Genomic DNA, 16,658 nt, shown 5'->3' on the forward strand with positions numbered 1-16,658 from the left:
GGGTGCCGCGTCACACCACGCGGGGTGTTTGGGTGCTGTGGTCAGGGCTATTCGGACTGTGCCGGGTACAGGAGTGGGGGGTCCGGCGAGGAGGTTCGGATGGCGTCCGTAAATATTTTTGTGCTGGGTCTCGACGACAAGAACCTTGAAATCCTGCGGGGTCTGCCAGGTGCTGCCGATTATCACTATCTTTCGCTGCTGAGCCGGGATGAATTGCAATTCAGCGATACCCCGGTCTCCGGTCTGCTCCACAAGGCGGAGCGGCAATTGGAGGCGTTCCGGGGAAGCATCGATGCGATTGTGGGCTACTGGGATTTCCCGGTGAGTATGATGGTGCCGATTCTGTGCCGTCGTTTCGGGCTGCGAAGTTCAAGTCTCGAAGCGGTGGTGAAATGTGAGCACAAGTATTGGAGCAGGCTTGAGCAGCAGAAGGTGATTGTTGAGTATCCCCGCTTTGCATTGCTTGACCCGGCCGGCCCTGTCCGGCCGCCGGAGGGCTTGCGGTATCCGATGTGGGTGAAGCCGGTCAAGTCTTATGCTTCTCAGCTCGCGTTCCGGGCGGAGGATGATGCGCAGCTTGCTGCGGCACTTGCTGAGATCAGGGAGGGCATCGACCGGATCGGCAAACCGTTCGAGTACATTCTCCGGCAGTTGGATCTCCCGCCTGAGATTGCCGAGGCCGGAGGGCGGACGTGTCTGGTGGAGGAGGAGCTTTCCGGTACTCGGGCGACGGCGGAGGGTTACAGTAGCGATGGCCGGATCGACATTTACGGAGTCGTAGATTCCCTCACCTACCCGGGTACTCCGAGTTTCCTGCGCTATCAGTACCCTTCGGCGCTGCCACCGCACATTCTGCGGCGGATGGAGGACCTGTCGAAACGGGTGATCACTCAGATCGGGCTGGACAACTCGACGTTCTGTATCGAGTTCTTCTGCCGTCCGGAGAGGACGGGGAGTGGGGAGATCACTCTCTTGGAGGTCAATCCGCGGCATTCGCAGTCGCATGCCGAGTTGTTCCGGGAAGTTGACGGGGTTCCGAACCACCATTGCATGATCAGTCTTGCGCTGGGAAAAGACCCCCGCCTGCCTCGTCGTCAGGGTCCTTACGCACTTGCGGCAAAGTGTTTCCTGCGCCGTTTCCATGATGGTCGGGTTCTGCACCGGGCCGGGGCGGAGGAAATCGACCGTATACGGCGGGAAATTCCTGGAGTGGATGTGGTCCCAGTGGTTGACGAAGGGATGCGGCTGTCCCAGGTGCCCCAGGCGCATGACAGTTATAGCTATGAACTTGCCCATGTATATGTGGCGGCTTTTGATGAAAGGGAGCTGCAGCACAAGTACGACCGGTGTGTGGCGGCTCTCGACTTCCGTTTCGAGGAGGAGGGTGCGTTATGCGCGAGGTAGCCGCACTGCCGTACACGGTCAGACAGGACGAGCATCTGTGGATTCCGTTGTCGGACGGCACCCGGCTGGCGGCCCGTATATGGCGCCCGGTGTCGGCAGACAACGATCCCGTGCCGGCCGTTCTGGAGTACATCCCCTACCGCAAGCGGGACCTGACCGCGGTCCGGGATTCGATCAACCACCCCTACATGGCAGGGCACGGATACGCCTGTGCCCGGGTCGATCTGCGCGGTACCGGCGAATCCGAGGGGGTGCTCACCGACGAATACCTGGATCAGGAACTCCGCGACGCCGAAGAAGTGCTCGCCTGGCTCGCCGAACAGCCCTGGTGCGACGGGCGGACCGGCATGATGGGAATCTCCTGGGGCGGCTTCAATGCCCTGCAGGTCGCCGCCCGGCAGCCGCCGAGCCTGCGCGCCATCGTCATCGTCTCGTTCACCGACGACCGCTACGCCGACGACATGCATTTCATGGGCGGCTGCTTGCTTTCGGACAACGTCTCCGAGGCATCGACGATGTTCGCTCACACCTCCTGCCCGCCCGACCCGGCGCTGGTCGGCGAGCGCTGGCGGGACATGTGGCTGCAACGTCTTGAGGGCAGCGGCCTGTGGCTGCACGAGTGGCTGAAGCACCAGCGGCGGGACGACTACTGGCGGCACGGCTCGGTCAGCGAGAACTACCAGGCGGTGCGATGCCCCGTCTTCGGCGTCAGCGGCTGGGCCGACGGGTATTCCAACAGCGTCTTCCGGTTGATGGAGCACCTGGACGTGCCCCGCAAGGGGCTGATCGGCCCGTGGTCGCACAAGTACCCGCACCTGGGCAAGCCGGGGCCTGCGATCGGGTTTCTGCAGGAAGTCGTGCGCTGGTGGGACCGGTGGCTCAAGGACATCGACAACGGTGTGATGGACGAGCCGATGCTGCGCGTATGGATGCAGGACAGCATGCCGCCCTCCACCGCATACGCCGAGCGCCCGGGTCACTGGGTCGGTGAGCCCTCGTGGCCTTCCCCGCACACCCGCCCGTACGAACTTCCGCTGGGAGACCATCGGCTCGCCATGCCGCAGGAGGAGGTCGAGGAGCTGGAGTTGCGTGTGGAGTCACCGCTGTCGGTGGGGCAGTTCGCCGGTAAGTGGTGCTCCTACAGCGCGCCGCCCGATCTGCCGTACGACCAGCGGGAGGAGGACGGCGGTTCACTGGTGTTCAACACCGACGTGCTCGACGAGCACTGGAAGATCCTGGGTGGCCCTGTCGCACACCTGGAGATCGCGGTCAGTGAACCTGTCGCGATGGTCGCCGCCCGACTCTCCGACGTGGCCCCCGACGGCCGATCGACGCGGGTCACGTTCGGGATGCTGAACCTCACCCACCGCGACAGCGATGAAACTCCCGAGCCGCTGGTCCCCGAGCGCCGCTACCAGGTGGACATTCCGCTGAACGGAGTGGCGCAGGATTTTCCCCCGGGTCACCGCATCCGGCTGTCGCTTTCCACGTCCTATTGGCCGCTGGCCTGGCCCCCGCCTCGGCCGGCACGGCTGTGCGTGTTCACCGGCGCCAGTCGGCTGCTGCTTCCGGTACGCCCGGCCGCCGAGCCCGAGGAGGTCACGCTGCGTCCCTTCGACGAGCCGGAGGGCGCGCCGCCGGTCACTGCCACGCAGGTCCGCCCGGGCGAGGAGCGGTGGACGGTCTCGCGGGACCTCGTGGACTATCACTCAGAGCTGCAGGTAGTGAAGGACAGCGGGGTCGTGCGCTTCGAGGACCACGGCCTGGAGGTGGGGCGCCACGTCTATCAGCGCTACGGCTGGGTGGCGGACGACTTCGAGTCGGTGTGGGGCGAGGTGGAGTCGACCATGACTTTCCGCAGAGGCGACTGGCACGTACGTACCGTGACCCGCACGGTCCTGTCCTGCTCCCACCGGGAGTTCCAGTTGCACGCACAACTGGATGGCTACGAGGGCCATCGCAGGACCTACTCCCACAACTGGCATCACACGATCCCCCGTGACCATGTGTGAGGCGCCCCCCGGTCGTGCCTGCGGCGGTTTCCGTTCAGGCCGATCACGACGGACGCGAAGGAGGCCCGTCATGCAATCCGCAGCCTCGGATTACGACCACTGGCTGTACGCGCGTACCCCGTCGCAGGCCGAGGGGGAGCGCGACGAGCCGGGTGAGCGCAGTGCCGTGGAACAGCACCCGGACGTGCCCAGGACCGAACCATCTCAGGCGGAGGGCGAGCGGGAGGGCGACGTCCCGACGAGAGAGTGAGCCAGGTCGTACGGCGCCGAGGCGAGAGCCCCGGATCGCATCGCGCTCCTCCGAAGTGGGCGGGAGGGGGCGGCCGTGCAGGCAGACGGCTGACGTCGCCTGTCTCCTTCACACCGGGATCGGTTACGGCTCCACCGTGATCCGGCCCGTCGCCGCGTGCCTGGTGGACCGGGCGGAACCTGTCGGTCGGCCATGCAGGGTATTCATGCTGGTCGTTGCGTGGCCCACCACATGATCCGCTGTGTGTGGTCCCCCCGCGGGCAGGCGCCGAGGGCGAGGGAGCCGTCGGGGCTGCTCCGCCCAGATGGTCTTCCCTGTCAGCGTGTGACGGGTGCCCCAGCGCTCGGCCAGCTGGCCGACCAGGAACAGGCCCCGGCCGCCCTCATCCAGGCCGCGCGCGCGGCGTGGGTGGGGAGCAGTGCTGCTGGCGTCGGAGACCTCGCAGATCAGGGCGGTGTTGCGAATGAGCCGCAGCTGGATGGGGGCACTGGCGTGCCGGATGGCGTTGGTGACCAGTTCGCTGACGATCAGCTCGGTGGTCGGGACGGCATCCTGCAGACCCCAGGTCGTGAGCTGGTCGGCGGCCCGTCGGCGCGCGTCGGCGACGACGACAGGCGCCGCGGGCAGGTCCCAGGTGGCCACGTGGGAGGGGCCCAGGGCGTGGGTGCGGGCCACGAGCAGGGCGACGTCGTCGTCCGGTCGCTCGGGCAGGAGTGCCGTGATGAGGTTGTCACAGGCGGCTTCCGGCGATGGGGTGGGTTCGGCCAGGATGTGCACGAGTTCCTGCATGCCGATGTCGATGTCGCGGTCGTGAGTTTCGACCAGTCCGTCCGTGTACAGGACGAGCAGGCTTCCCTCGGGCAGGCGCACGTCGGTGGCCTCGAAGGGCAGGCCGCCCACCCCCAGAGGAGGGCCCGGAACCACGGGGATGAACTCCACGGAGCCGTCCGGCATGACGGCGGCAGGGGCGGGGTGGCCGGCGCTGGCCACGGTGCAGTGGCGGGTCACCGGGTCATAGACCGCGTACAGGCACGTCGCGCCGACCTCCCCGGAGGACTCGATGCCCTCTTCGATCTCTTCGAGAATGAGGTCGTCGAGTTGGGTCAGCAGTTCATCGGGAGGAAGATCGACATCGGCCAACGTCCGCATCGCGCTGCGCAGCTGCCCCATCGTGGCGGACGCGTTGATGCCATGTCCGACGACATCACCGACGACCAGAGCCACACGGGCGCCGGAAAGGGGGACGACATCGAACCAGTCGCCGCCCACACCTGCCTGCGGATCCGCGGGCAGGTAGCGCATCGCCGTCTCCACTGCCAGCTGCGCGGGCCGGTGATACTGCAGCAGGCGGCGCTGCAGCGCGAGATCTGCACCGTCGGTCTCCTGCCGGACGGCATGAAGGAACCACTCGACGTGGTCATCGGCACTCACCAGCGGGAAGGCCCGCACATTGGCCTCCACCCGGTGGCCGCCCCGGTCACGCAGCGCGACCCGCCCGGTCCACGCCTCCTGCTGTGACAGGCTCCGCCATGCCGAGTCCGGGAGGCGAGCGGCAAGAAAATCCGACGCCGGACGTCCAATCGCCTCGCCCGGCTCGTACCCGAGAAGCAGTCGAGCCCCCTGGCTCCACGCCGCGACGACGCCCCGCGCGTCTACAGCAGCCGCAGCATCTTCCGGCGCCAGGGTGGTTTCATACATCGCCTCATCCCCTTCTCTCCATTGTGCTACCGAGGCGACTCTTTCCGGCGGACCGTCCTGGTGCCGGAAAGACTGTGGAAGGAGAGACGGATGGGTCTTGAGTGAATGTGCGCAGGGCTGTGACTGGCAGCTGGTCACCGCCGCCTCTGCCTGGCGCAGGGCGCCGGCTCCGCCCGACCGCTTCCCCCCACCTTCTCGGACACCGGCTTTCCGGGACGGACGGGCTGATGCGGCGGCACGAAAGATGCCGTCGGCTGCCGGCCGCGCTCAGGTCCCCCGACGTTCCTCCGGTGTCGCCGGCGGCTCGGTGGGCGTCGGCGCGGGCGGGCGGAAGAGGACGGACCGGACCACGGGCGGCGCGAACAGGGTGGTGACGGGCGCGGAGAGGGTCAGTACGGAGCGGAAGGCACGCCCCACGACGGGGTCGCCGGGATAGCGCTCCTGGACGCGCGTCAGGTACCAGTCGGCGACGCGGTCCGCGGGCCGGCCGTCGACCACGTTGCCGACCGCGCCCGGCATCTTGCGGTCCGCCCCGGCGGAGATGTCCCACGCCTGCCGGGACGCCGCGAGGAGCGCCCGCTGCACGCGCCGCGTCGTGGGGGTCCGGCGCTGATCGGCCAGCGCGTCGCGCAGGGCGACCGCGCTCATCGCGGCGACGGCCATGCCCTGCCCGTAGATCGGGTTGAAGGTGCACAGGGCGTCGCCGGTGGCGAGGAATCCGGCCGGGCAGCGGCCCGGCAGGTCGTAGCGGCGGCGGACGTTCGCGGTCCGCCGGTAGCCGAACGCCGGCGAGATCGGTTCGGCCTCGTCCAGCCACCGGTGCAGGAGCGGATGCGGCAGCCTCTTGGTGTACGTCACGAACTCGTCGTCGTCCGTGGGCGGTTCGTCGCCGCGCAGCCCCGAGACGATGACCAGATGGGTACCGTCCTCCAGCGGCAGCGCACCGCCGGCGTGGACCTGGGCGGGGTTGGGGTAGACGTAGTAGCCGAGGGTGTCGCCGTCGAGGACGCCGCTCCTGCCCCGGTAGACGCGGGAGGCGTACGCGAGTCCCGTGTCGATGGTCTCCTCGTGCGGGACCTCGGCCCCGATCGCCGCCAGCCACTGCGGGGCCTTCGTACCGCTGCCGGAGGCGTCGACGACCAGGTCGGCCTCGACGGCCCGCTGCTCCCCGCGGGCGTCACCGGAGCGGTCGCGCAGCACCACGCCTCGCACGCGCGAGGCGTCGCCGAGGAGCCCGACGGCATCGGTCCCCTCCGCCACGCTGATCACCGGGTTGGCGAGAACGCGCCGCCGCACCAAATCCTCGAGCTGCGCTCGGGAACCGGTGTAGATGTGGCTCGTCGCGGGCAGCCGCCGCAACCAGCGCCCGGTCTGCCACATCACCATGTCCGACGGCATGCCCACCCGCGGCGCCCCCGCCGCCCGCAACTCCGCCAGGAAGCCCGGCAGCAACGACTCCAGAGCCGTCTGCCCGCCCTCCAGCAGCACATGCGGGTGCCGGCCCTGCGCCACACCGGGCCGCGGCTGCGTGCCGTCCGGGAACCGGTCGCGCTCGACGACGGTCACCCGGTCGACGTGCCCGGCGAGGACGTGCGCCGCGAGCAGTCCCGCGAGACTCCCGCCCACGACAACCGCATGCCGCCCGCCCCGGCCGCCGCCCACACCCGAACGTCCCTTCTCTCCCGCAGAGTTCAACGATCCGCTCCCCCCGGTCGCCACGTCGTGAGAAGGCACCAGTATCCCGCTCCGCAGAACGGGTTGACCGCGTTCCGGCCGTTCTGCGCGCCCCGAACACGCCTGCGCGGGATCACCCGCGGCTCCCACCCGAGGCCCCACCACTCCGACGGCACGGTCTCAAGCAGGCTGCGCGGCAAGGGATTTGTGGTGCTTCGGGGACGCTCGAGACCTGGTGACAGTACAAGAACGGCTGTAGATTGGAAGGTTCGCACGCATTCCACCGTGCCGCTGTGCCAACGGGGGTTGGTTCACTATGACGCAACGCACGGCCGCGCCGGGCCTCGGACACGGTGTTCCTGGCGGGCAGGGACTGGGACCTGGGCCAGGGCGCGCCCGCGCAGTTCGCTCCGTTTGCCGACGCCATGGCCGAGCACACAGGCCTCAAGGGGGCCGCCCTGGACGACGGTTACGCGATCACGCACTACGACGCCTTCCAGGTGCTGGCCCAGGCCGTCGCCGAGAGCAAGTCGGAACTCGGCAGGCTCCAGCTGCCGTCCGAGCACGACGTCACCAACACCATCAGGAACATGCGGATGCTGCCCGACGACATCTGCCAGGGCTGCGTCAGGGGCGCGAGCGGGGACTTCGGCTACACCGCGGGGAACGGCAACTGGCCTGTCTGCAAGCCCGTTCCGGTCCTCGAGTTTCCACGGCCGAAGGGATACACCCCGCCGAAGCCCTACCTGACGCATCAGGCCAGGAGCGGAGCCTGTCCGGGGTGAAGCCACTCATCCCTCGTCCGGAACCAACCGCAACGAGATCGAGTTGATGCAGTACCGCTGGTCCGTCGGGGTCGGATACCCCTCCCTCTCGAACACATGCCCAAGATGCGACCCGCACCGCGCACACCGCACCTCGGTCCGCACCATCCCGTGCGAGCCGTCCTCCAGCACCTCCACCGCGTCGGAGTCCTTCGGGTCGTAGAAGGACGGCCAGCCGGGCGTGCTTCTCGAATACTCGAGTGCATCCCCGCCCCCATGCGGGGCAACAGCCAGGGCTCCACTGGCCGTAGAGCCCTTACTCCAGATCTCCCAGCAGTGGCTCCAAGGCACATTCCTCGTGCAGGGCGACTCCGAAGGCTTCCATGATCGGGGCCAGTTCGGCGTCCCAGACGGCCGCCACCTGTGGCCCGGCGAGCGGCAGTGATGGCGTGCCATGCAGCTCCGCGCGTGTCGCGAGGTACTCGTAGTCCGCCGCCGTCATGCGCCACGGCTCCGCCCGGTACCGCTCCATGATCCGGTTGGCCAGCGCGATACCCGTCCAGTCGAAGTCCCCGTGGTACGCGAAGGCGCAGCCGGCTGTCGCCAGTGCGTCCAGCAGCGTGAGAACGACCGTCGTCGCACTGCCTGACGTGCAGACCAGCGGGGCGGTGCATCCGGCATCGGCCGCGGCTTCGACCACGCGTGGATTTTCGCATACGTGGACACGGGTGCCCGGCGGCATGTTCAGGCGCAGGGTGCGCAGTTCGCGCAAGGTCAGATGAGTCTCCAGCGCGCGGTCCGCCCGCTCGCGCAGGGTCTTCTCACCCCACGTCCCGCCCCTTGGCCGCAGGCCATACGTGAGCACGGTGCTGGACACCTCGTCGGGAATGACCGAGGCCCGCCGCCACAGGGCGCGGCGGCCCGGTGCGTCAGTCGGGACATCCGCTCCCCGGGCCGCCGCGATGCCGCGCAGGACCAGGCGGGCCAGCAGAGTGCCGTCGTCCAGGCCGTGGGCCGAGCCCGTCGTGCGGGTGGCCAGTTCGCCGCGGCCCCAGGTGGCAGGGGCGGGGCCGGGAGTTGTGCCGGGGAAGAGGGTCGCGAGGGTGTCGATGGCCTGGGTGACGGTGGTGAGCGCGGTGCCGGACGGCTGTCGCGTGAGCGTGCCGCCCCGCCGTATCTCCTCCAGCCATGGGCGGGCCCATGGCTGTCCTGCCAAGGGCGTTGCAGCGAGGGTCGTTTCAGCCGCGGACCACAGACGGATGCGTTCGGCCTGCGCAGCGTTGCGGGCCGCCCGGCGGTCGGTGAGGGGTGGGCCCAGTTCCGCCAGCGTCGCGGCCAGCCCTCGGCCGACCGCACTGGCCCGAAGGCGGATGTCCAGGTCCGGCAGGCGGATTGTGGCGGTGGGGCCGGTGACCGGCCTGGCCAGGAGAAGGGACAGCGCCTCCCGCTCCTGTGCGTCCAGGTTCTGGAGCCTGATCGTGCCGGTCGGCTGGAGGCCGCCGCGTTCGAGGCGGGTGCGGGCTGCCGCCCAGAGGCGCGTCAGGCCCGGCCGGTTCAGGAAAGCCAGTGATTCGGCGTCCAGCGGCGGCTCGCCCTCCGCTCCGGCGTTCGTCATACCGACACCAGCCGCCTCTGCCGTCCGTTCCACGTGTAGTGGAGAGTGGCCACGCCCCGCACGTGCGGATCGCGCAGGCACTCGTAGATGTGCAAGGACGGTACGCCTGGCCAGTTGCCGATGAGGCGTTCGCTGGTGAGGACGAAGTCGAGGTCCAGGTCGACGAGGATGCGGCCGAGGCGGGCGTGGGTGGGCTCGTCGACCTTGGCAAAGGCGTCGTCCAGCAGGATCAGGCGGGGTGCGTGCGGGGCGGACTCCGCGAGGCTGGTGAAGTGGGCCGCCGCCGCGGCGAAGAGCACCAGATACGACAGCACACGCTGTTCGCCCTGGCTCAGGCCGGTGCGGCCGGAGAGCTTGCGCCGGCTGCCCGGGGCGGCGTCGTTCACCACCCAGGGGGTGAAGGCGAACCAGTCGCGGTAGTCGAGGGCGGTACGCAGGTGGGCCGCGTAGCCCGCGCCCGGGTCGGCGCGGCGGGCGTCTTCGATGCGCCGCTGGAGGACGTCGCGGAGTTGCTCGGACTCTTCGCGGTTGCGCAGACCCGAGGGGCTGCGCAGGAGGTCGACGGCCGCCTTCACGTCGGCTTCCACGCCGTCGGCGAGCTTCCAGTCAAGGGTGACGCCCAGGCCGTGTGAGGTGCGGACCGTGGACAGGGTGGCGTTGAGGGCGGCCACCAGGGCGCCCGCGGCCAGGACCTGGGTGGACAGGTGGTCGCCCAGCTCGCCCGTCAGGAAGCGCTGGAAGACCTCGCGCTCGCGTTCCGTCAGCCGGTCGCGGGCTTCGGCCGCCTGGGCGGCGATGCGCTCGCCCACCACGGCGATGTCGTGCGGGCCGTGGTCGTCGACGAGGCGGCAGCGCTTGATGCCGTCGTGTTCCTCGATCGTCGCGTCGTAGCCTCCGGAGAGCTGGTCGCGCAGCGCGGTGTGGAGGTTGAGGAGGGTGGTGTCCGAGATGTCGCGGCGTTCGGTGTCCAGACGGCGGCGCACGTCGTCGACCAGCGTATGCAGTGCCGTGATGCGGCCCCGTACGTCCTCGTGGACCGGGTCCGGGGACTTCAGGGCCACACCCTCGTCGGTGTCGAGGCCCGCCCCTCTCAGCACACCCGGCAGCGACAACGCCGCGCGCAGACGCCGTCCGCAGACCAGCGCCTCGTCCTCCTGGGCGGCGAGTGCCTCGCCCTGTACTCTCTCGTCCTCCCCGGCCCGTACGCGCTTGTCGTGCACGTCGGCCATGTCCTCCCGCACGCGCGGGAGTTGGCGCTCCACGGCGTCCAGGCGGCGCTTCGCCTCGGCCTCCCGGGAGAGGATCTCCTGCTCCGTGGCGCCGAGCGCCTCCTGAAGGCCTCGGACGATACGGCGAGCGGCCTCCAGTCGGCCGAGCGGCTCGGCGTAGTCGGCCTCGGCTTCCCGGCAGGCCGACTCGGCAACCTCGTAGTCCGTCCGGCCGTCGCGGTGACCGCCGGCTGCGGAAACGACCGCGCGCACCCGTCGCCGCAACCGCTCCGTGCCCTGCCCGAGCCGGTCGAGGGCGAGACGGACCGTGTCGAGTGCGGCCGGCTCCGTCGGGAGGCCGTGGGCGCTCGCCGTCGCCTCGGCCTCCCGACGGGCGGCGGACGCGCGAGCCCGCGCCTGCTCCGCCTCCCGGGCAGCCGCGGCAGCCTGCCCGGCGAGGGAGTCGGCGGTGCGCTCGGCCTCGGCGGTACGGGCCCAGGCATCGGTCAGCCGACGGGCGGAGGGCGGCTGGCGCATGGTGTCGGCGACCTGGTCCCGGTGCTCGGTCAGGCTCCGCAGGCCGTGCTCGCGTTCCGCCAACTCGTCCTGCACCGCGGTCAGTCGACGGTCGAGTTCGGCCAGCGTCCGGCGGCGGGTCTCCGCACGCAACTCCGCACCGACGTACTCGGCGGCCTGCTTGACGTGACGGCCCCGCACGACACCCAGCTTCCAGGAGCCGTCGGTGCCGATGACGGTGTGCGGCTCGGCCACCGCCGTATCCACCGCATCTGTGAGGAGGTTCCCGTCCCCGGCCAGCGCCACCGCCCCCAGCACCCGCTCGACCTGCTCGACCCTCACCCCGCTGTCCGGCGCGGCAACAGGCCGCAGCACCCGGGCGAGTGTCACCCCGGCCACCGGTTCTCCCGGTACCAGGAGGGTGTCCCGCGTGGCCGCGTCCAGGAGCGTGCCGTCGGCACGAACCCAGGCGTCGAGCAGGCCGCTTGCCTCCAGGGCGGCTTCCAGCCCTGCGCGCGCTGCCGGCTCCAGGTCGGCTGCGAAGTCCACCAGCCGGTACAGGGGAGCCCCGGTGCCGGGGGTGCGGGGAGCCGCGCGGTGGGGTGGAGGCGGCGGCTCGGGGTCGGTACGGCGTTCCCATTCCTCGCGCTCGCCACGGACGCGATCTCGTTCACCGATCAGTTCGCGGAGGGCGACGGCGAGGGCGTCGCGATCCTCGCCCAGTTCCGCCAGCCACGGATCGACGGCCGACCGGGCCGCGTCGGCCACCTCGTCGGGGACCCGGTCGGGCAGCGGGCCGTCCGCCGGATCGTGGGCGGCCAACGCGAGTACGTCGTCCAGGGGTACCCCGGTGAGGCCGCGCAGCCGCTCGATCCAGACCCGGACCGCGTCGGCATACACCTCTCCTTCGCGCGCGGTCTCCTGCCGGCGCTGCTCTGCCTGGTCTCGCGCGTGTTCCGTCTGTTCCTCCAGGCGCTCACGGGCGGCGTCGGCCTCGTACGCCTCCTGCCGGGCCTTGGCCGACATCTCCACAAGAACGGCCAGTTCGGTCACGGACCGGGACCGGTGCCTGATCACTGGCTGCGCGGCATCGAGCTGGGCATCCCAGGAGTGCAGCGCGGTCGCGCAGGCCTCGGTGTCGACCGCCAGTACCTCGCTGTGCCGTACGAGGTGGACGTCGCCCTCCGGGGACATCAGTTCAGCCGTCGCGGCGGCCGCTGCCGGCAGGGCGGGGGTCGCGACCGGCTCCCCCAGGTGCACGGGGTCGAGTCCGGAGCGCTCCGCCTCCCGTACCAGCTCGCCGTGCGTGGTGCTCAGCTCGATCAGCTCTTCCCGGAGCCGCCGGGCCTCGGCGGTGAGGCGCCGGCCCGCCTCCTCCTTGTTGCTGTGCCCCTGGCGCAGTGACTTGAAGGCGGCGGCGGCCGCGCTCTGCAGGGCATTGACGGTGGCCCGCTTCTCCCCGAGTTCCTTGAGGCTGCGGTACTCGGCGCTGGCGTGCAGCGCGGCCAGATCGGTCTCGGCGGAGCTCGCCTCGCCCTCAAGGGCTTCGACGTGGCCGCCGAGTTCCTTCTCACGCTCACGGAGCGCTTCGGCCGTTCTCGCCGCGTCCCCCGCAGACTTGCGGCACTCCGCGAGCCGCTCCAGTTCACCGCTCGCCTCGCCCGCGCGGCGGCGCAGTGCCCCGTGCAGATAGCCGCGGTAGCCGGTGAGGAAGGCGGTGAGCGACTGGTCCGTCCGCTCCAGACGCCCGAGGTCGGCCCGTACGGCGTCGAGGTCGTCGAGGCCCCGGGCCACCTTCTCCACGATCTCGTCGTCGAGGGCGGGCAGTGTCTCGGCGAGGACGGAGACCAGGCCCCCGGAGTCGATGCGGTCGCCGATGGTGGGGCGGCGCAGCCGGTGCAGGAGATGCAGGAGGTTGCGATAGCGGGCCGCGTCGGTCAGGCCGAACAGTTCACGGGCGACCCTGGCCCGGTGCTCCACGGCGCGGTCGGTGACGTTCTCCGCGCCGACGAGCGACTTGAGCTGGTCGACGGGGAGAGGCCGGCCGGCGGGGGCGAGGTCCAGGTCTTCGCCGACCCGGAGCCGGGTCACGAAGAAGAACGGCTTCGCCGCCTTGGTCGACTGCGACGCGCGGACGGCCACTCCGAGGGTGAGGTGATGGTCGCTGCCGTCCTCGTCCGTCCGGGCGAACTCCACCCACAGGTAGCCCAGCCGGTTGGTCTGCTCGAACCCGTCCAGCATGAGCCAGAGGAGGGTGGTGCGCCCGGTGCCCGTGGCGTCCAACGCTCGGGCGTCGCCGTCGAGGAGGTACGGCAGCAGCATCTCCAAGGCCTTGGACTTGCCGGCGCCGTTCTTGCCGCGCAGCAGCAGGCGGCCGTCACCGAAGGCGAACTCCTGCATGTCGTACTGCCAGACGTTGTGGATGCCCGCGCGGTGCAGACGGTAACGGTGGAGGGCCGGAGTGCTGTTCACCGGGGTGCTGTTCATCGGGGCGGCTCCTTGGAGACGTCGTCCTCCGGGGGCTGGGCGTCCGCCGGGGACTGGGCGGCGGGGGGCCTGACCGTCACCGTGGTGGCGTAGCGGGCGGCCGCGGCGAGCAGGATCCAGCCGCCGCCCGTACGGTCCTTGCCACGTGCCCCCGAGACGTCCGTGACGGAACGGCCGTCGGCCACCGTCTCCTCGTATCCCTCGGGCAGGCCGTGGCCGTCCGCGCGCAAAGGACCGGCGGGCGCCATCAGACGCATCCGGACGAGGAGGTCGAGGACAGCGGCGAGGAATCCGTCCCGGTCCTGAAGGTGGCCGCGCTGCCAGTTGCTGCGCCTGCCGTACTCCTCGATCAGTTCGTCGAGCAGCTCGGGCAGCAGCCCGTCGGGGACGGGTACGCCGATGACCAGCCTCCCTCCGACAGCGGGGTGGCCCGGGCCTTCGGGGCGCAGCCGGTCGACGAGCCGCTCCACCAGCAGCAGCGCGGCCTGTGCGACCGTGCCGGTACCCGGCAGGTGTACGTCGGTGACTTCGTCATCCGGGTCGACCAGGGCGATGCCTTCGGCGCGGATCTCGGCCTCCAGGCCGAGCAGTTCCGAGAACGCTTGTGCCTCGCGCCGCTGCCGGGTGCGCAGCCACTCGCGCTCGGCGTCCGTGAGGTCGTCGAGATGGACGACTGGTGTTTCGACGAGGCGCCTGCGGACATACGTGCGCGGCCCTCCGAAGCCGGGGTCGGCGGCGCGGCGTACGAGGTCGGCACCGTCGCGGCTCTGGGCAAGCGGACCGGCGACCACGGCCCGCGCGATCTCGCGGTCCACGGTCAGCAGTGCCTCTCCGGCTCGTTCCTCGGCGACGGCCGAGACGTGACCCTCGGTCTCCACCAGGACGCCCCAGTCGACGAGTTGCCGCATTGCGGCCGCGAGCGTGCGCCGCTCGGCCTGTCGCCCGGTGTCGGCGATCTCGATCCCGGCGTCCACGGCCGCGGCCCGCAGATCGGCGACGAGCTGGGAGAGCAGGAGCTGTTCCGGGGCGGTGACGAGGACCGACAGGGCGAGGGCCAGGTAGGCGTACGTCCGTGGCGTGAAGGGCGTCCCGGTCGACGGCCGTTCGAGCCGGTGCCCCGAGCCCGGTCCGAGGCCGGCCTTGAAGAGCCGGGCGTACGACGCCTCCACCAGCAGTCGGTATCCGAACACCTGCTGGAAGCGCTGGGCGAGCCAGTCGGCGTGGCGTCGGATCAGTGGGAAGGTGTCGCTGTGCGGTCCGTTACTGGTGACCAGGGGGTGGGCCAGCAGGAGCCGGGCGGCGGTGCGGCGCTCGGCCGCGAGCGCGACGTCGTGCGCGGAAGGCAGGGGCATCAGGCACTCGCCTCCCCGGCCTCGGTCATCGGCTCGCCCACCACGGGCATGGACGCGCTCTCGACGGCCAGCGTGAGATCATCCGCTGTCAGGTCGCCGTCGAAGGACTGCAGGACGGTGTGCCGACCGGGGGTGCGCCACGCGGTCAGCCGGATGCCGAGGTCCGCATCACCCGCCTGCGCGCCGTCGAGCAGGAAGTCACCGGCGTCCTTGTGCAACTGGGCGTTGCCGAGGGCGGCGGTGAGGAGCTCGAGCAGCAGTCGCATGGCCGGAGCACTCAGTCTCACCTGGTCGAATCTGCCCGAGGCGCTGCGCAGTTCGTCGGCAGCCGCGTGCCGGGCCTCGGCCTGCTCCCGCGCACGCTCCAGGAGGTGCCGCTTCTGTTCGGAGTGGTCCTCGGCCGCGGCGGCACGTCCGCGCGGAGCCCTGCTGCCGCGCTCGCGCAGTGCCACCGGCACGTCCACCACCGGCCCAGTCCACCAGCTCACGTACGCCGGCACGGACGACTCCGGATCCGGTGCCACTCCCAGGTGCCGCGCCCCGTAGAGCCCGAAGGCGGCCACCGCGAGGTCGTGCCCCTCCTCCGGTTCCGCCGCGTCGAACCAGGCCGCGAGCCGCAGCAGGTCCTTGCGGCGGGACATCTCGCCGGAGGCCGAACGCAGCATCCGCTTGGCGTTGGCGAGGAGTGACTGCAGGGCACGCAGGGTGGCGTCCCGGAGCTGGTCCACCTGACTGCCGTGCCCGCCGGTGTCGGCGAACCAGTCCCGCAGCCCCTCCCAATCCGCCAGGTCCCGTCCGCGGCTGCGCTGGACGCGGGTCTGGGGCAAGCCTTCGGCGAGGGCCCCGAGACCTGTCGTGTGGGCGTCGATGCGGGACAGCAGCGTGGGCAGATGGGGCCAGATCGCCGCCAGCCGAGCGGCGATGCGCGGGGCACGGAAGGACACGTCCTCAGTGATCGCTTCCACGTAGTCGAGCAGCAGCTCCTTGAAGCCCTGGTATTCGGCCCCGTCGAGGTCGTAGCGGGCCAGCACCTGGCCCAGGTAGGCGTAGAAGTCCCGTACGGACTCGGCGAATTCGGCGAACTGTACGAAAAGGGTGCTGATGCGTTCGAGCGCCTGCTGCGGCTCCGGGCCACCGGCCTCCGTGACCATGGCGACGAGCTCGCCCAGGCCGCGGTCGACGAGCGCGAGGAGCTCACTGCTCACCTCGCGCGCGGCGTCCGCCCCGGCCAGCACCTCGTCCGCGTCCCGCTGGACGCGCTCGCCGAGTTTGGACAGCTGATAGCGGGACCGGGAACGCTGGTACTCGGCGATGCTTGTCGCCTTGACGGTGTGCGTGCTGCGCAGCAGATTGCCCCAGCGCACCAGCTGCTCGAGGCGCGCGGTGAGCGCCTCCGCATCGAGCGCCGCTCCCGGCCCGCCCGCCCGCCGCAGCTTGACGAGCACGTCGGGCACGGCAAGATCCGCGAGCAGCGTGCCGCAGAACACCCGCATCACCGCGACGTACTCCAGGCGTTCGGGCACGCTGAGGTACGTGTAAGCACTCAGCCGCTGCCATGCTTCGGCGCCGGTCTCCTCCCGATCAGGAGCCTGCGCTTCGTTCCCCTCCATGTCGACGAGCGTACGGACCGCTACTGACACTCCGGAGCAAGTCGGGGAAAACCAACCGCTCGCGATGC

The 16,658-nt window shown here is 70.4% G+C and carries 9 protein-coding genes and 3 pseudogenes; 4 read left to right on the forward strand and 8 right to left on the reverse strand.

What is annotated here, in order from left to right; translation table 11 throughout:
- Window positions 1–99: 99 nt before the first annotated feature.
- The 3 genes from H8R17_RS15525 to H8R17_RS15535 all read left to right on the forward strand — a co-directional run bounded on the left by H8R17_RS15525 (window position 100) and on the right by H8R17_RS15535 (window position 3,666).
- On the forward strand, window positions 100–1,404 hold the full coding sequence (locus H8R17_RS15525; protein WP_187823771.1) for an acetyl-CoA carboxylase biotin carboxylase subunit family protein: 1,305 nt from the start codon (window positions 100–102) through the stop codon (window positions 1,402–1,404).
- Window positions 1,392–3,416 carry a CocE/NonD family hydrolase gene (locus H8R17_RS15530; protein WP_187823772.1) on the forward strand — a complete coding sequence of 675 codons (2,025 nt, stop codon included), beginning with the start codon at window positions 1,392–1,394 and terminating at the stop codon, window positions 3,414–3,416. Before H8R17_RS15525 ends, H8R17_RS15530 begins: the two co-directional genes overlap by 13 nt.
- A 70-nt stretch (window positions 3,417–3,486) precedes the next feature.
- Entirely contained in the window at window positions 3,487–3,666 is a 180-nt protein-coding gene (locus H8R17_RS15535; RefSeq protein ID WP_187823773.1) for a hypothetical protein, read from the forward strand.
- Between the two features lie 291 nt (window positions 3,667–3,957).
- Here H8R17_RS15535 and H8R17_RS15540 read toward each other — a convergent pair.
- From H8R17_RS15540 to H8R17_RS15545, 3 genes and pseudogenes are all read right to left on the reverse strand, one after another.
- Window positions 3,958–5,031, reverse strand: a pseudogene (locus tag H8R17_RS15540) (SpoIIE family protein phosphatase); the annotation flags it as partial.
- A 48-nt stretch (window positions 5,032–5,079) separates the two neighbouring features.
- Window positions 5,080–5,364, reverse strand: a pseudogene (locus tag H8R17_RS49220) (PAS domain-containing protein); the annotation flags it as partial.
- Between the two features lie 267 nt (window positions 5,365–5,631).
- Window positions 5,632–6,990 carry an FAD-dependent monooxygenase gene (locus tag H8R17_RS15545; protein ID WP_187823817.1) on the reverse strand — a complete coding sequence of 453 codons (1,359 nt, stop codon included), beginning with the start codon at window positions 6,988–6,990 and terminating at the stop codon, window positions 5,632–5,634.
- A gap of 473 nt (window positions 6,991–7,463) precedes the next feature.
- Between H8R17_RS15545 and H8R17_RS15550 the strand changes: the two genes are divergently transcribed.
- Entirely contained in the window at window positions 7,464–7,823 is a 360-nt protein-coding gene (locus H8R17_RS15550; RefSeq protein WP_187823775.1) for a hypothetical protein, read from the forward strand.
- A gap of 6 nt (window positions 7,824–7,829) precedes the next feature.
- On the opposite strand, the pseudogene H8R17_RS15555 reads toward H8R17_RS15550, so the two are convergent.
- From H8R17_RS15555 to H8R17_RS15575, 5 genes and pseudogenes are all read right to left on the reverse strand, one after another.
- A pseudogene (locus H8R17_RS15555) lies at window positions 7,830–8,039 on the reverse strand (peptide-methionine (R)-S-oxide reductase); the annotation flags it as partial.
- Window positions 8,040–8,118: 79 nt separating this feature from the next.
- Complete coding sequence (locus tag H8R17_RS15560; protein WP_187823776.1) at window positions 8,119–9,417, reverse strand: TIGR02679 family protein; 1,299 nt, start codon at window positions 9,415–9,417, stop codon at window positions 8,119–8,121.
- A complete protein-coding gene (locus H8R17_RS15565) occupies window positions 9,414–13,628 on the reverse strand; it encodes a TIGR02680 family protein (RefSeq protein WP_223125072.1) in 4,215 nt (1,404 codons plus the stop codon). Before H8R17_RS15565 ends, H8R17_RS15560 begins: the two co-directional genes overlap by 4 nt.
- Window positions 13,625–14,980, reverse strand: a complete 1,356-nt coding sequence (locus H8R17_RS15570) for a TIGR02678 family protein (RefSeq protein WP_187823777.1) — start codon at window positions 14,978–14,980, stop codon at window positions 13,625–13,627. The genes H8R17_RS15565 and H8R17_RS15570 overlap by 4 nt, the downstream gene beginning before the upstream one ends.
- Window positions 14,980–16,590: a TIGR02677 family protein gene (locus H8R17_RS15575; protein ID WP_187823778.1), complete on the reverse strand. Its 1,611-nt coding sequence runs from the start codon at window positions 16,588–16,590 to the stop codon at window positions 14,980–14,982. The genes H8R17_RS15570 and H8R17_RS15575 overlap by 1 nt, the downstream gene beginning before the upstream one ends.
- Window positions 16,591–16,658 lie beyond the last annotated feature (68 nt).

Source organism: Streptomyces sp. TRM68367 (assembly GCF_014495685.1).
Classification (GTDB): Bacteria; Actinomycetota; Actinomycetes; order Streptomycetales; family Streptomycetaceae; genus Streptomyces.

Coding starts and splice junctions, on each gene's coding strand:
- H8R17_RS15525 (WP_187823771.1), top strand. CDS start 100: ATGGCGTCCGTAAATATTTTTGTGCTGGGTCTCGACGACAAGAACCTT.
- H8R17_RS15530 (WP_187823772.1), top strand. CDS start 1,392: ATGCGCGAGGTAGCCGCACTGCCGTACACGGTCAGACAGGACGAGCAT.
- H8R17_RS15535 (WP_187823773.1), top strand. CDS start 3,487: ATGCAATCCGCAGCCTCGGATTACGACCACTGGCTGTACGCGCGTACC.
- H8R17_RS15550 (WP_187823775.1), top strand. CDS start 7,464: ATGGCCGAGCACACAGGCCTCAAGGGGGCCGCCCTGGACGACGGTTAC.
- H8R17_RS15560 (WP_187823776.1), bottom strand. CDS start 9,417: ATGACGAACGCCGGAGCGGAGGGCGAGCCGCCGCTGGACGCCGAATCA.
- H8R17_RS15565 (WP_223125072.1), bottom strand. CDS start 13,628: ATGAACAGCACCCCGGTGAACAGCACTCCGGCCCTCCACCGTTACCGT.
- H8R17_RS15570 (WP_187823777.1), bottom strand. CDS start 14,980: ATGCCCCTGCCTTCCGCGCACGACGTCGCGCTCGCGGCCGAGCGCCGC.
- H8R17_RS15575 (WP_187823778.1), bottom strand. CDS start 16,590: ATGGAGGGGAACGAAGCGCAGGCTCCTGATCGGGAGGAGACCGGCGCC.